Source organism: Methylobacterium sp. 275MFSha3.1 (genome assembly GCF_900108435.1).
Lineage (GTDB): Bacteria > Pseudomonadota > Alphaproteobacteria > Rhizobiales > Beijerinckiaceae > Methylobacterium.
This window is the reverse complement of record NZ_FNWP01000009.1, coordinates 119,161-133,555: the sequence shown is the minus strand read 5'-3', so window position 1 is coordinate 133,555 and position 14,395 is coordinate 119,161. Positions and strand designations below refer to the sequence as shown.

The following is a 14,395-nucleotide window of genomic DNA, read 5'->3' as shown; positions in this document are numbered from 1 at the left end:
GCTCAGGGGCTGCCGGCCAGGAACGCCTCCGCGCTGCGCAGGCTCAGCGCCATGATGGTCAGGGCCGGGTTCGCCGCGAGCGAGCTCGGGAAGGTCGAGCCGTCGCAGATCCACAGGTTGTCGATGTCGAAGCTGCGGCCGTGCGGGTCGACCACGGCGCTCGTCCCGTCGCGGCCCATCCGGCAGGTCCCGAGCGTGTGGGCGACGCGCTCCAGCACCCAGACGTCGTCGGCCCCCGCCTCCTCCCAGAGACCGCGCATGACCTTCGTGGCGTGCGCGTTGAGGCGGTTCTCGTTGGTGCTGTAGCCGAAGCTGATATGGGCCTTGCGCATCCCGTGCGCGTCGGTCTCGTCGGCAAGGGTCAGCACGTTGGCGTCGCAGGGCAGCGTCTCGCCGTTGATGCCGATGCCGGCGAAGTGGTTGTAGCGGTCGAGGTAGTCGAGCAGCGGCTGCCCCCACAGGCCGCGCCCCCGCGCCGCCGCGTTGCCGAAGGTCAACGGCACCACGCCGAGGCTCTGGATCAGGTAGCCGCCGGCGAAGTCGGCACCGGCGCGGATGAAGTCCTCGGTGATCAGCGAGGACGGATAGCCCCGGTTCATGCGCACCTCGTGGTCGAAGGTGCCCCAGACCTGGGTCGCCACGTGCCCCATGTAGTTGCGCCCGATCTGGCCGCTGGAATTGGCCAGGCCCAGATGGAGCAGCAGGCGCGGCGTCTCGACCGCCCCGGCGCAGAGGAAGACGGCGCCGCAGCGCTGCCGCCGCTCCGCGCCGTCCTGCCGGTAGACCACGCCGGTGATCCGGCCGTCGGCCCCCCGCTCCAGGCCATGGACGAAGGCCTCGGCCCGGATCTCGGCGCCGTGGGCGACCGCGTAGGGCAGGTAGGTCACGTCCATGCTGGCCTTGGCGCCCGTGCGGCAGCCCTGGTGGCAGAAGCCGCAATTGATGCAGGCGTTGCGGCGGGGCCCGTCCTCGGACTGGAAGTCCCGCGAGACCACGGCGGCGGGCGCGTCCGCCCACCGGATGCCGCGGGCCTCGCAGGCCCGCGCCATGATCTGCGCCGGCCCGTTCCGCGGGACCGGGGGCAGGGGATAACGGCGGCCGGCATCCCACGGATAGCTCTGCGCACCGGAGACGCCGAGGAAGCGCTCGACCCGCTCGTAGAACGGGAGCAGGTCCTCGTAGGAGAGTGGCCAGTCGACCCCTTCGCCGCTCTCCGTGTGCAGTCGGAGGTCGCGGGCGTCGGCCCTCGGCACGAAGGCGCCCCAGTGCAGCGTCGAGCCGCCGACGCCGGTCCCGCTGTTGTTCGCCCCGAAGGCCTCCGGGGTCGAGCCGCCGCTCAGCCGCTCCTCGGTCCAGTAGATCTCGTCGGCCAGCGTCTCGTCGAAGGCGAAGCGCTCCGGGGTGAAGTTCGGTCCGGCCTCCAGGGCCACGACCTTCAGCCCCGCCGCGGCGAGGCGCGCCAGGAGCGGCGCGCCGCCGGCGCCGGTCCCCACCACGACCGCGTCGACGGCCTCGTCCGCGCGGTAGGTCCGCATCCCCGCGAGGTTCATCGTCCCGCCTCCGTCCGCAGCGCCCGCGGCTCCCAGGGTTCCGGCGCGTCGAGTCCGACGGCGTGGAAGCCCGGCAGGCCGTCCGCGATCTCGCCCGGCCGGTCGCCGCCGGCACCGATTCCCGAGAAGCCGATCCGCGCCAGGGCCGCCGGATGGCCGAGCCAGAGGCGGACCGCGTCGGCGCGGAGATCCTCGAACCAGAACCGCATCCGGTCGGCGTCGAGGCGGCCGCCGAGGCTCTCCGGAACCTGCAGCGCGGCGCGCGCGCACAGGGTGAGCAGCCCGTCCTGCTCGGCCGCGTCGAGGGTCACGAACGGGCGGTTGCGGGCGATGCGGGCGGCAGCGTCGAGCGTCCGAAGGGCGGCGCGGTAGGCCTCCGCGTCCGGCGGCAGGGCCGAGAAGCGCCAGCCGTCCCCGTCGCCGGAGGAAAGCCGCCGATCGAGGCGGGCGACCAGATCGAGGTGCGGCACCGGCACGACGCGGGCGAGGGCGGCCCGCAGGATCGCGAGTTCCACCGGGTCGAGGGCCGCCGGCCGATATGCGGGATCGCCCGGCGCGGCGCGCTCCGCGAGCGCCTCACGGAGGCGGCTGTTCACGCGCTCGGAGGCGATCAGCGCCGCGTAGTCCGGCGGTACCGCCGGGCCGGCCTCGACGGGCGGCCGGGGCCGGTCACCGAGATGGGCGCGCAGGTGGTCGGCCAGGGCCTCGGGCCGCTCCAGCGGCAGGAGGTGGCCGACGCCGTCCACGGTGACGAGACGATGGTGCGCGAGGTGGGGCGCCGTGAGGGCCCGCTGCGCGTCAGGCCCGAGGTCGGCATCCTCGGACCCCGCGAGGACCAGCGCCGGGGTGCGCAGGACGCCGATCCGGCGGCACCAATCCTCGTTGGCGCCCTCCTCGAGCCAGGCTTTCCAGGCGGCCGGCTCGGCCCGCAGGACGTCGGCCACCGCCCGCGCCTCGCTCTCGGGATCCAGGCCGTCGCCCACGTTGGCGCGCACGAAGGCCTCGGCCTCGCGGCGCCGGGTCTCGGGATCCGCGTCGATCCAAGCGAGCATGTCGGCGCGCCGATCCTCCGGGATCGGCTCCGGGCTCGGCGGCGAACCGGAGACCAGGACGAGGTCGGTGAGCCCCGCCAGCCCCGCCTCGCCATCCTCGGCCCGGCGCGCGAGCGCCAGCGCCACCTTGGCCCCCATGCTGTGGCCGGCAATCGCGTAGCGCGCCGGAGCCCGCGCGCGGATGGCCTCGGCCACGTGATCGGCCATGGCGGCGACGGAGTAGCCCGGCGTGCCGGCGGCATCGCCGAAGCCCGGCAAGTCTACGGGCACGCAAGTCAACGGCGTCCCGTCGAGGGCGCGCGCGAGACGCTCCCAGCTTCGGGCACTTCCGCCCAGAAAGTGCAGGCAGAACAGGACTTCGGGCTCGGACATCGGCGAGACATCGCGCGGCGCCGGAATGCTTCAAGCGTACGCGACGCCGCATGGCCGAAGTCTTGTCTCGGACTCATTGGCCGAGTCGTGGCCGCGTGCGATCAGGAGCATCGGAGGTGGCGGCGATGGCGGATCTCGAACAGGCCTGGCGCGTGGAGGAGGCCTGCCTCAACGCCTGGCCGAGCCCGCGCGAGCTCTTGGTCGACGGCTACCTGCTGCGCGCCGCCGGCGGCCGCTCGAAGCGGCAGAATTCCGTGAACCCCATGCGCGGGAGCGGCGCGCCCGGACCGGCCATCGCGGCGGCGCGCGCGATCTACGGCCGCCTGGGGCAGCGCCCGATCTTCCGCGTGCCGGCCATCGCCCCGCAGATGGAGCCGCTCCTCGCCGGCGGCGATTACGATGTGGTCGACGAAACCTGCACGCTGATCCGCGGTCTCGACGACCTGCCGATTGCGCCCGATCCGGCCGTGGCGGTCGCCGCGGCGCCCGGGCCGGACTGGCTGGCCCTGCGCGACGCGGTGAATCGGGCGGATGGAGCGGCCGCGCGGGTGTTCCGCGACACCGTCGCCGCCCTGGCCTTGCCGCGGGCCTTCGCGGCGGCAGCGGCCGAGTGGGGCATCGGCGCCATCGCCTTCGGGGTGCTCGACCGGGAGCTGATGGTCATCGAGGCGGTGGCGACGCCCGAACCCCTGCGCGGCCGCGGCCATGCCCGGCGCGCGGTCGGCGCGCTGCTGCGCTGGGGCCGCGGGGAGGGCGCCCGGGCCGCCTGCCTGCAGGTCGTGGCCGCGAACACGCCGGCGCGGGCGCTCTACAGCGCCCTCGGATTCGAGCGCGAACTGTACCGCTATCACTACCGGGTCGGACCGGAGCCCGGCTGAGACGCGGGGGGGGGTCGCGGGCCGGCCCTTACATCCGGCCGCGGCGACCGTTTCAGGCGTCGAACAGCGAGCCCTGCCGCGTGGGGGCGGGGCTCGCGCCGGTCCGCTTGCCGGCCGTCGCCGGCGCGGCCGCGCCGCCGCGCCGAGCGGGCTTCGCGGACGGGGATGGAGCGGCCGACAGGGACGGATCGGCAGTCCCGTCGGGCACGGCCGTCACGGTCCCGTCGGCGAATTGCAGGCTGAGGCGCTGGGCGGCCGCCGCCTCCGCGGCGCGGCGGACGGGCAGCCCCGCGGCGTCGCGCACCAGCACGTAGCCCCGGTCGAGCACCGCGCGGTAGCTGAGTGAGCCGAGCAGGCCCGCCAGACCGTCGAGCCGGTCGCGACGACGCTCGATCCCGCGCGCGCCCGCCTGGGTGAGGCGCTCCGACAGGGCGAGGAGCCGGTCGGTGCGGCGCGCCTGCAGCGCCCGGGCCCGTTCCAGGCTGGCCTCGCGCGCGACGACGAGGCGGCGCCCGAGCTGGACCAGGGCCTCGCCCTTGCGCTGGACGTCGTTGCGCAGGGCGTGGAGCGGCCGGTGGTCGATCCGCGCCAGCCGGGCGCGGGCGTTGGCGAGGGCCACGTCGGGCGAGCGGCGGGCCATCCGATCGAGGAGAAGCTGGAGCCGCGCGCGGTGGCGGCTCGCGCCCGCCGCCAGCGCCGGGGCGAGGCGCGCCTCGGCGAGGTCGAGCCGCTGGCGCTTGGCCGCCAGCAGGGCGTCGGCGCTCGGAAGGGCGCGTCCGAGGGCGCGCAGGTCCGACCGGTCGCGGTCGATCCTGCGCCCGACCGCCCCCCGGCCGCGGGCCGACAGGTCCGCCACCGTGGCGATCAGGTCGGCGCGGACCGGCACCGCCATCTCGGCGGCGCCCGTCGGGGTCGGCGCGCGGCGATCCGAGACGTAGTCGATCAGCGTGGTGTCGGTCTCGTGCCCCACCGCCGAGATCAGCGGGATCGCGCTCGCGAAGGCGGCGCGGACGACGCATTCCTCGTTGAAGGCCCAGAGATCCTCGATCGAGCCGCCGCCGCGGGCCACGATGAGCACGTCCGGGCGCGGGATCGGTCCCCCGGCCGGGAGGGCGTTGAAGCCGCGGATCGCGGCCGCGACCTCCTCGGCCGCGCCGTCGCCCTGGACCCGCACCGGCCAGACGAGGACCGGACGGGGAAAGCGGTCCTCCAGCCGGTGGAGGATGTCGCGGATCACCGCGCCGGTCGGCGAGGTGACGACGCCGACGACCCGCGGCAGGTAGGGGATCGGCCGCTTGTGGTCCGGCGCGAAGAGGCCCTCGGCCGCGAGCTGCTTCTTGCGCTCCTCCAGGAGCGCCATCCAGGCGCCGAGCCCCGCGGGCTCCAGGCTCTCGATGACGATCTGGTACGAGGACTTGCCCGCGAAGGTCGTGATGCGGCCGGTGGCGACGACCTCCAACCCCTCCTGCGGCCGCTGGCGCAGGCGTCCGAACACGCCCTTCCAGACCACCGCATCGATCCGCGCCTGCCCGTCCTTCAGGGAGAAATAGGCGTGGCCCGAGCCGTGCTGGCCGCGATACCCCGAGATCTCCCCGCGCAGCCGGACGTGCCCGAAGGCGTCCTCGAGGGTGCGCTTCAGGGCGCCCGCGAGCTCGCCGACCGACCATTCCGGCTGGTTGGCGTTGAGCACGCTGGTCGGCGGGATGTCCGCCGCTTGCTGGGCTGCGGGGCGCGGGGGCGGCACGAGGGGCATGAGCCGACGCTAGGGGCCTCCGGCGGGACAGTCAAAGGCCCGCTGTGGAGACGGGATCGCTCGGCCGGCGCCGCGCCTGCGGCGCCTCTCCCTCGGCGAATGCCGCTCCCTTCACTCGACGGCGAGCTCGCGCGGCCGGTCGGAGATCGCCACCGGCGGGACCAGCAGCGACAGGAGCAGGGTCAGCCCCGCCACGGCGAACACCGTCCAGAACGTGCCGTGCAGGGCGTGCTCCAGGCCGGCCCGGATCGCCTCGCCGCCGGCCCCAAGGCTTGCCGGATCGTCGAGCAGGCGCCGCAGCTGATCGGAGTTCACCGCCGGGCCGCTCGACGGGTTCGCGAGCCGGTAATTCAGCACCGCCCCGAGGACGGTCGCGCCGAGGGTCGAGCCGAGGTTGCGCGAGAAGATGTTGGAGGCCGTCGCCGCCCCGCGCTGCGCCCAGGCGACGCTGTCCTGGATGATCACGATGGCGGCCGTGGACAGGAAGCCCATGCCGAGCCCCATCACGACCGAGCCGCAGGCCGCCACCGCCGGGGAGGTGTCGGGCCCGAGAGCCACGAAGGCGACCGCGCCGAGGGGCAGGAGCGTCGCGCCGACCAGCAGGATCGGGCGCAGGCCGAACCGCACGAAGCTGCGCGCCGCCGTCGTGGCGCCGATCGGCCAGCCGAGCACCATCAGGGTCAGGGTCAGTCCGGCGATCAGGGGCGACTGCCGCATGACGCCCTGCACGTACATCGGCAGGAATGCCGTGAGCCCGATCACCGTCATGCCGGAGAGCAGCGTCGCGGTGTTGGCGGTCGCGATGGGGCGCTGCAACCACAGGCGGATGTCGAGCATCGGGTCTGGCGCGCGCCGCTCCTGGACGACGAACAGGGTCGCGGCCACCACGAAGGCCACCGCCGGCCACAGGGCCGCTTCGGCCGACTCGCCCGCCTCGGTCAGCGCGATCATCAGCGCCGCGATGGCGGCGGTGAACAGGGCCGCACCAATCGCGTCGATCTGGCGCGGGCGGCGCTCGACGCCCTCGTGGAGGAAGCACAGGAACAGGCCGGCCGCGATCACGCCGATCGGCAGGTTGATCCAGAAGATCCAGGGCCAGCTCAGGTGGCCGATGATCAGGCCGCCGACCAGCGGGCCGGCCACCGACGAGATCCCCCAGACACTCGCGAGGTAGCCCTGGACCTTGCCGCGTTCCCGCACCGCGTAAAGGTCGCCGATGACGGTCAGGCTCACCGGCTGGATCGCCCCTGCGCCGACGCCCTGGATGAGGCGGAACAGGATCAGCGAGGGCATCGACCACGCGAGCCCGCACAGGAGGGAGCCCGCCAGGAACACCGCGATGCCGAACAGCAGGACCGGCCGGCGTCCGTAGAGGTCCGAGAGCTTGCCGAACACCACCGTGGTGGCCGTCTGCGTCAGCAGGAAGGACGCGAACACCCAGGCGTAGAGGTGAAGGTCGCCGAGATGACCGGCGATCTGCGGCATCGCCGTCGAGACGATCGTCGCCTCGATGGCGATCATGAACATCGACGCCATCACCGCGGCGAGGACCAGCGGGCGGCGCGTCTCGAGGGACTTGGGCATCGGGCCGATCTAGGCCCGCCGCGCCTGCACACCTAGCGTTGACCCGGGCAACCGACCTCTTCGCGGCGAGATCCGTGCGCGGGCGCACATCCGCTCGGCGTCGGCCCCGCGATGGGCGCATGGACGACACGCCCCGATGCAGCACGTGCATACATAATGCGGAACGCCCCAGCGCGACCGACTCAGGCCTCCGCGTCGGCGTCGAGGTCCCTCCCGCGGGTCTCGGGCAGCAGGAACGCGGCGATCGTCCCGACGAGGCTGAATGCGGCGAGGTAGTAGGCCGGCGCGAGCCGGTCGCCGGTCGCGGCGATCAGCCAGTTCACCACGTAGTTCGTGCTGCCGCCGAACACCGAGACGGAGACCGCGTAGACGATCGACAACCCGGCGCTGCGCACCGCCCGCGGCAGGGCCTCGGGAATGCCGACGATCACGGCCGCCGCGTTGATGGACGACAGCGCCGAGAGCAGGAAGGTGACCGCGTAGACGCTGGCAGCGCTCGGCGCCCGCACCACCCAGGCGAAGGCCGGGACCGCCAGGATCAGGATCAGCGCCCGCGGCCAGATCATCACCGGTCGCCGCCCGTACCGGTCGGCCAGCCAGCCGCCGAGCAGCGGGAAGATCACCGAGGCGAGCCCGAGGGCGATCGGCACCGCCGTCGCGGCGGTCTCGCTCAGGCCGAGGGTCGCGCCCGCGAAGACCGGCATGTTGGTGCCGACCGCGTTCGACACGGTCGAGGCCGCGATGACCAGGAAGGTCAGGCCCAGCAGGCGGCCGTGCTCGCGCAGGAGCCGGCCGACCACCGCCATCGTCGAGGCCGCCGCGTGCGGATCCTCCTCGGCGCCGGCGGTCTCGGGCAGGTGGCTGCGGATGATGAGGCCGACCGGTACGACGCACAGGCCGAGGGCGAACATCAGCCGCCAGCCCCACTGCGCCATCGCTTGGTCGCCGACCGCGAGCGCCAGGGCGGTCGCGATGATCCCGGCGAACAGGGCCGCGCAGCCCTGGCTGGCGATCTGCCAGCTCGTCACGAAGCCGCGCCGGTCCGGGGGCGCGGCCTCCAGCAGGAAGGCCGTCGAGGGACCGACCTCGCCGCCGAGGGCGAGGCCCTGCACGAGGCGTCCGGCGATGACGATGACCTGCGCCCAGCCGCCGATCGTCGCGTAGGAGGGGCAGGCGGCCAGCATGAGCATGCCGACGGCCATCAGCGCGATGGTGATCAGCATCGCGGGCTTGCGGCCGGCCCGGTCCGCGAAGGCGCCGATCAGCACACCGCCGATGGGCCGCATGACGTAGCCGATGCCGAACAGGGCGAGCGATGCCAGCAGGCTGTGGGTCGGGTCGTTCGCTGGGAAGAAGGCCTCGCCGATCGGCTTGGCGAAGAAGGCGTAGACGGTGAAGTCGTAGAATTCGAGGGCGTTGCCCAGGACGACGGCCCCGACCGACTTGCGGTCGAGAGTCGAATGATGCGCGCCGGGATGCGGTGCGGTCCGGGCGTCCATCAGCGGGCCGATCCGTCGACCGGGTGCTTGGCGAGACCGCCGGTCACGGGCGTCTCGCCCTCCGCCAGGGCCGCGTCGTAACCGGCCAGCCAGAGCGCGCGCGCCTCCGTCCCCTCCGCGTAGGGGCAGGCTTCCCGGGCGAGCCCTTTGGCGGGCGCGGCCCGGCCGAGGGCGCGGGCATCGAGGTCGTTCGGTGGCGTATCCATACGGGCGCAGCTCCGTTCCGGTGGGCTGCGGCGCGATGTAGGGCGCGGAGCGCGCGCGTCGCCGATCTCAGTGACGCGTCGGGTCCGCGTCGGCGGGCAGCGCCACGGCCTCGCTGAACGGGAATTCCAGCACGACCTCGCCGTCGTCGTCCGTGACCACGAGGCACGCCGTCATCAGCCGGGCCTGATCCTGCGGCTGGCGCAGGGCGGCGCGGATCGTCTCCCGCGCCGCCTCCCAGGCCGCGTCCGGATCCCGAAGCTCGATCCCGGTCGGGTCGGAGATGACGTCCTCGCCGATCTGCGTGTGGAAGAAGTAGCGCGGCATGGTCTTCACCGATTGCAGGGGTGCCGCCCCGGGCGGAGCGACCCACGACAGGTGGTGATGGCCGCGCGTCGGACCAGATGCGGCGCGCCCCCCTGTCTCGGCCCTCAGCCGTGCGCGGCGCGCGCGGCCGGCGCGGACGGGACCGGGCGCAGCGCCCGCACCTGGCCGCTGGAACCGCCCGCGCGGTGCTGCTTCTCCATCGCCATGAGCGGCCGCAGCTCGGGCTCGGCGAAATCGAGGAGCTTGGCGTTGCGCCAGCGCGGCTTGCCAGAGCCGCGGCCGAACCAGCGGGGGCGCTCCTCCTCGACCAGGAGCACCAGCCGCCCTGTCCAGGTCTTCCGGAACCAGAAACGCCCTGTCAGAGACATCGTCCCATCCTCGCCGTCGAGCCGCCCCCGGTCTGGCCGCCTCAATAGCGAACTTGGCTGTTCGCGTACTGATTGAGGACGCGGGCGAACAGGCGCACCACCGATATCCACAGCGTCACGCCGGGACTGCGGGGGCTCGGGGCACGATCAGTGCGCGATATGCCGGACCGACAGCGCCAGCACGACGAGCCAGACGAGCCCCGAGAGACCGAACACGAAGCCGCGGAGGATCGCCGCTTCCAGCGCCGCGTGTGCGGAGCGCGGCTCCGAAGCCCGCTCCCTCCGCGAAGGCTCGGGACGCGCCCGGACCGGGCGCTGCTCCGGCACGGTGAGCAGGCGGGTCAGGCTGTCGGGGAGCGGTCTCGGATCGGGCTGCACGGCAGCCGCGAGCCTAGCGCGTCACGCGCCCGCGCGACAGGCCGCTCGGAGCGTCGGCAGGCTCATGTCGGCAGGCTCATGTCGGACACCGATTTGTCGCGCCCATACCCCATGCTACAGCTCGACCCCGGGCGGCCAGTCAGCCCGTCGGTCCGCGCGCATGTCCCTGCCACCTGTTCTGATCACCGGCGTGGCCGGCTTCATCGGGAACCAGCTCGCCCTGCGCCTCCTCGAAGAGGGTCGGCAGGTCGTCGGGCTGGACAGCGTCAACGCCTATTACGACGTGCGCCTCAAGGAAGCCCGGCTGCAACGCCTCGCGGATTTCCCGGGCTACAGCTTCGCGCGCCTCGACCTCGCCGACCGCGGCGGCCTCGACGCGCTGTTCCACCGCCACGCGTTCCGCACGGTGATCCACCTCGCGGCCCAGGCCGGCGTGCGCTACTCGCTCACCGATCCGCACGCCTACGCGGCGAGCAACCTCGTCGGCTTCCTGAACATCCTCGAGGCCTGCCGCCACGGCGGCGTGGGACACCTCCTCTACGCGTCCTCCAGCTCCGTCTACGGCGGCGTCACCGCGATGCCGTTCTCGGTGCACCAGAACGTCGACCATCCGCTCAGCCTCTACGCCGCGACCAAGAAGGCGAACGAGCTGATGGCGCACAGCTACAGCCATCTCTACGGCCTGCCGACGACGGGCCTGCGCTTCTTCACCGTCTACGGCCCCTGGGGCCGGCCCGACATGGCGCTGTACCTGTTCACCCGCGCGATCCTGGCGGGCGAACCGATCCGCGTGTTCAACGAAGGGCGGATGCTCCGGGACTTCACCTACATCGACGACATCGTCGCGGGGATCCGGGCCCTGGCCGACCGGCCGGCCGCGCCCGACCCCGCGTGGAGCGGCGCGGCGCCGGATCCCGGGACCAGCTCCGCCCCCTACAGGATCTACAACATCGGCAACAACGAGCCGGTGGCGCTCCTGGAGATGATCGCCCTCCTCGAGGACGCCCTGGGCCGCAAGGCGGAGAAGATCCTCCTGCCGATGCAGCCCGGGGACGTCCCGGCGACCTACGCCGACATCGACGACCTCGTGCGGGACGCCGGCTTCCGGCCCGCCACGCCGCTGAAGACGGGGATCGGGCGCTTCGTCGACTGGTATCGGACCTATCACGGGATCTGAGGGAACGGCGCCGCGCGCCGTCGCACGGAGCCAATCCGTTCACGCGGTGTTGAGTGGGGCGGCGGCCCGCAGCAGCCGCCAACCGGCCCCGGATGACGGCTATCCCAGACTGGGCCGTTGCGCGCGCCGGGCACATTCATTTAGAGCTGTTCCAGGCAGGCAAGCTCTGCCCGCATCGCTGCCCAAGCGGCGGCCAACAGGAGGAAATCCATGCGTTCACTCGTTTTCGGCGCCGTCCTTGCCGTCGTGATGCCGTTCGCCGCGCAGGCCCAGGACGCCGGCGACGCCGCGGCCGGCGAGAAGGCGTTCGCCCCCTGCAAGGCGTGCCACAACTTCCAGAAGAACGGCGTGGGTCCCGACCTGAAGGGCGTCGTCGGCCGCAAGGCGGGCACCTACGAGGGCTACAACTACTCCGCCGCCCTGAAGAACTCCGGCATCACCTGGGACGAGGCCAACCTGCACGAGTGGCTGAAGAACCCGAAGGCGAAGGTGCCCGGCACCAAGATGATCTTCCAGGGCTACCCCGACGACAAGAAGATCAACGACGTCATCGCCTACCTCAAGACGCAGTCCTGAGAGGCGAAGATCGGTACGAACCGGGAGCGGCCGCCCGGCCGCTCCCGGGGCTCCGGCCGCGCCCTAGTCGGGCGTGAGGCCGGCCTGCAGGCTCAGCCTGAGCGTGACGAGATCCTGAAGCAGGTCCTTGCGGCCCTGGATATCGAGACCGGTCATGCCCCCCGCCTCGTCGGGCAGGCAGGCGAGTTCCTCGCGCAGGGCCTCGCCGGCGGCGGTGAGGAAGATGCTGACCTGACGCTCGTCGACCCGGTCGCGGGCGCGGCGCACGCGCCCGGAGGCTTCCAGGCGCTTCAGGAGCGGCGTCAGCGTCCCCGAATCCAGGAACAGGCGGTTCCCGATCTCCTTGACCGACAATCCGTCCTGCTCCCACAAGACCAGCAGGACGAGATATTGCGGATAGGTCAGTTCGTGGCGCCCCAGGAGGTTGCGGTAGGCGCGGCCGAACGCGTGCGCGGCGGCGTAGACCGCGAAGCACAGCTGGTTGTCGAGGCGCTGCCGCTCCCGCTGCGAAAGCTGGTCGGCACGCGTGTGCCCCGCTCGATCCGGCTCGATGCCGATCTGCGAGGCCGTGGGGCCTGACATAGGAAAACTCTCTCTGGTAAAGGCTGGCTCGCGTACCGGTATGGCGAGGGGCTACTTCTAGGCAGTTCGCTAAACGTATACAATTGGGGCGACCGACCGAGAGTTGCCACACCATCCGCTCGGCAGCGCTTAGCCATCCATCAACGGATGCAGATCGCGGACCATCGCCTTCAGGCGCTCATCGAGGACGTGCGTGTAAATCTGCGTCGTCGAGATGTCGGCGTGGCCGAGCAGCTCCTGGACGATGCGCAGGTCGGCGCCGTTCTGCAGGAGGTGACTCGCGAAGGCGTGGCGGAGCACGTGGGGGCTCACCCGATCCGGGTGGAGCCCCGCCGCCGAGGCCAGCACCTTGAGATCGCGGGCGAAGGCCTGCCGGGTGAGATAGCCGCTGTCGCTGTCGGCGGGAAACAGCCACGAGTTGTCCTCCGGCACGGCCGGAAGATGCGCCGCCATCGCGGTGCGGGCCGCATCGGTCAGGGGCACGAGGCGCTCGCGGCCGCCCTTGCCCTTGACGATGAGGTAGCGCTCGCGCGTCGCGCCCGCCGCGCGGGGCAGGGCGACCAGTTCCGAGACGCGCAGGCCCGTGGCGTAGAGCAGCTCGAGCAGGCACGCCATCCGGCGTGCCCGCCGGGCCGGGCCGGGGGCCTGATCGGCGGCGGCGGCCGCCTGCGCCGTGGCGAGCAGCCGGTCGACCTCCGCGATGGATAGCACCTTGGGGAGCGCGCGCCCGCGGCGCGGACCGGACACCGCGACGCTCGGATCGCTCTCGGCGCCGCCCTCGGCATAGAGGAACTTGTGGAAACCGCGCACGCAGGACAGGCGCCGCGCCGCCGAGGACGCCTTCAGGCCCCGGGTCTCGAGGTCGATCAGGAAGGCCCGCAGCGTGCCGGCCTCCACGTCGCCGAGCGCCGTGCCCGAGCGCGCGAGATAGTCGAGGTAATCGTCCAGGTCCCGGCGGTAGGCGCTCAGGGTGTTCAGTCCGGCACCGCGCTCGGCGGCCAGCATGTCGAGGTACTCGGCGACCTCGGGGTGCGGCGCCCGGGCGGCGTCGCCGCTGCCCTCCGGCCCGCTCAACGGTTGCCCGGCTGCAGCTTCGAGGCGGGGATGGTCACGCTCATCTCCCGCGGCGTCGGCTGGACGAAATGCGCGAGCGCGAACATGGCCGCGTAGACCAGACCCGCCAGGATCGCGAGGGTGGCAAAGAAACGGAACAGGGTCGGCACGTCGGTCGAACCTCGGGCAGACGGGCGCTGGCGGCGGGGAGGGGGCGGGCGAAGGCCTTCTCCGAGCCGCCGCCGATGCCCGGGTTCGACCACGTGAACGAGGCGCTGACAAGGCCCACGACGACACAGGGATGCGTTTCGCAGGCCGCTTGAATCGCGCTAAGAGCCTGCCGCAGGATGTGAGGCTGCCCGGGCGACAGGCGCGCGGGGGCCGGTGGAGAGGCGGGGACGCCGCACGGATGCGATGCAGGAGTCGATGCAGGAGGCCATGAGCGGGGAGGAGGCGGGGGAACCGATCGAGGCGCGTCTGCGCCGCGCGCTCGGCCTGCGCTCGATCGTGCTCGTCGGCCTCATGGGAGCGGGCAAGAGCACCGTCGGCCGCCGTCTGGCGAGCCGCCTCGGCCTGATCTTCAAGGATGCCGACATCGAGATCGAGGCCGCGGCCGGCCTGACGATCCCCGACATCTTCGCGATCTACGGCGAGCCGAGCTTCCGCGACGGCGAGGAGCGGGTGATCTCGCGCCTGCTGCGGGCCGGCCCGCTGGTCCTGGCGACGGGCGGCGGCGCCTACCTGCGCGAGGCGACCCGCGCGCGCATCGCTGAATCGGCGGTCTCCGTCTGGCTGAAGGCCGATCTGGACGTGCTGATGCGTCGGGTCCGCAAGCGCGGCAACCGCCCGCTGCTGCAGACCGAGGATCCCGAGGCGACGATGCGCGACCTGATGGCCGTGCGCCACCCGGTCTACGCTGCAGCCGACGTGATGGTCATCTCGCGGGAGGTCTCGCACGACCGGGTCGTCCAGGACGTGCTGGAGGCGCTGGATGCCCATCTCAGCGGCGAAGGATCCATCCCCGTGGCCGCCCAGTGAGACC

16 protein-coding genes are annotated in these 14,395 nt (G+C 72.8%); 4 read left to right on the top strand and 12 right to left on the bottom strand.

The annotated features are described in order from the left end of the window. Positions 1–2: 2 nt before the first annotated feature. Positions 3–1,550: a GMC family oxidoreductase gene (locus BLW78_RS12750; RefSeq protein WP_091679985.1), complete on the bottom strand. Its 1,548-nt coding sequence runs from the start codon at positions 1,548–1,550 to the stop codon at positions 3–5. Next, positions 1,547–2,974: an alpha/beta hydrolase gene (locus tag BLW78_RS12745; RefSeq protein WP_091679983.1), complete on the bottom strand. Its 1,428-nt coding sequence runs from the start codon at positions 2,972–2,974 to the stop codon at positions 1,547–1,549. The genes BLW78_RS12750 and BLW78_RS12745 overlap by 4 nt, the downstream gene beginning before the upstream one ends. Before the next feature lie 125 nt (positions 2,975–3,099). Here BLW78_RS12745 and BLW78_RS12740 point away from each other — a divergent pair, with 125 nt between their 5' ends. Then, entirely contained in the window at positions 3,100–3,852 is a 753-nt protein-coding gene (locus tag BLW78_RS12740; protein WP_091680181.1) for a GNAT family N-acetyltransferase, read from the top strand. A 52-nt stretch (positions 3,853–3,904) separates the two neighbouring features. Here the strand turns inward: BLW78_RS12740 and xseA are convergent, their stop codons facing one another. The 7 genes from xseA to BLW78_RS12705 all read right to left on the bottom strand — a co-directional run bounded on the left by xseA (position 3,905) and on the right by BLW78_RS12705 (position 9,965). Further along, positions 3,905–5,605 carry an exodeoxyribonuclease VII large subunit gene (gene xseA / locus BLW78_RS12735; RefSeq protein ID WP_091679980.1) on the bottom strand — a complete coding sequence of 567 codons (1,701 nt, stop codon included), beginning with the start codon at positions 5,603–5,605 and terminating at the stop codon, positions 3,905–3,907. A gap of 111 nt (positions 5,606–5,716) precedes the next feature. Continuing rightward, positions 5,717–7,189, bottom strand: a complete 1,473-nt coding sequence (locus BLW78_RS12730; RefSeq protein ID WP_020093438.1) for an MDR family MFS transporter — start codon at positions 7,187–7,189, stop codon at positions 5,717–5,719. A 182-nt stretch (positions 7,190–7,371) separates the two neighbouring features. Further along, positions 7,372–8,688, bottom strand: a complete 1,317-nt coding sequence (locus tag BLW78_RS12725; RefSeq protein ID WP_020093437.1) for an MFS transporter — start codon at positions 8,686–8,688, stop codon at positions 7,372–7,374. Further along, the gene (locus tag BLW78_RS12720; protein WP_020093436.1) at positions 8,688–8,894 is read right to left on the bottom strand and encodes a ribosome modulation factor; all 207 of its coding nucleotides are present in this window, start codon (positions 8,892–8,894) and stop codon (positions 8,688–8,690) included. The genes BLW78_RS12725 and BLW78_RS12720 overlap by 1 nt, the downstream gene beginning before the upstream one ends. Positions 8,895–8,961: 67 nt before the next feature. Next, positions 8,962–9,219 carry a DUF6894 family protein gene (locus BLW78_RS12715; RefSeq protein WP_020093435.1) on the bottom strand — a complete coding sequence of 86 codons (258 nt, stop codon included), beginning with the start codon at positions 9,217–9,219 and terminating at the stop codon, positions 8,962–8,964. A gap of 104 nt (positions 9,220–9,323) precedes the next feature. Next, complete coding sequence (locus BLW78_RS12710) at positions 9,324–9,587, bottom strand: hypothetical protein (protein WP_056522641.1); 264 nt, start codon at positions 9,585–9,587, stop codon at positions 9,324–9,326. 147 nt (positions 9,588–9,734) lie between these two features. Continuing rightward, positions 9,735–9,965 carry a hypothetical protein gene (locus BLW78_RS12705; RefSeq protein WP_020093433.1) on the bottom strand — a complete coding sequence of 77 codons (231 nt, stop codon included), beginning with the start codon at positions 9,963–9,965 and terminating at the stop codon, positions 9,735–9,737. Positions 9,966–10,125: 160 nt separating this feature from the next. Here BLW78_RS12705 and BLW78_RS12700 point away from each other — a divergent pair, with 160 nt between their 5' ends. Beyond that, positions 10,126–11,142, top strand: a complete 1,017-nt coding sequence (locus BLW78_RS12700; protein ID WP_091679978.1) for an NAD-dependent epimerase — start codon at positions 10,126–10,128, stop codon at positions 11,140–11,142. A gap of 210 nt (positions 11,143–11,352) precedes the next feature. After that, positions 11,353–11,718: a c-type cytochrome gene (locus BLW78_RS12695; protein WP_042673136.1), complete on the top strand. Its 366-nt coding sequence runs from the start codon at positions 11,353–11,355 to the stop codon at positions 11,716–11,718. Positions 11,719–11,781: 63 nt separating this feature from the next. On the opposite strand, the gene BLW78_RS12690 is transcribed toward BLW78_RS12695, so the two are convergent. From BLW78_RS12690 to BLW78_RS12680, 3 genes are all read right to left on the bottom strand, one after another. Continuing rightward, a complete protein-coding gene (locus BLW78_RS12690) occupies positions 11,782–12,300 on the bottom strand; it encodes a MarR family winged helix-turn-helix transcriptional regulator (protein ID WP_020093430.1) in 519 nt (172 codons plus the stop codon). Between the two features lie 129 nt (positions 12,301–12,429). After that, positions 12,430–13,374, bottom strand: coding sequence for a site-specific tyrosine recombinase XerD (locus BLW78_RS12685; protein WP_091679976.1), 945 nt, complete (start codon positions 13,372–13,374; stop codon positions 12,430–12,432). After that, positions 13,371–13,523 carry a hypothetical protein gene (locus BLW78_RS12680; RefSeq protein WP_012317685.1) on the bottom strand — a complete coding sequence of 51 codons (153 nt, stop codon included), beginning with the start codon at positions 13,521–13,523 and terminating at the stop codon, positions 13,371–13,373. The genes BLW78_RS12685 and BLW78_RS12680 overlap by 4 nt, the downstream gene beginning before the upstream one ends. 244 nt (positions 13,524–13,767) lie before the next feature. On the opposite strand from BLW78_RS12680, the gene BLW78_RS12675 reads away from it, so the two are divergent. After that, entirely contained in the window at positions 13,768–14,391 is a 624-nt protein-coding gene (locus BLW78_RS12675) for a shikimate kinase (protein WP_020093428.1), read from the top strand. Positions 14,392–14,395 lie beyond the last annotated feature (4 nt).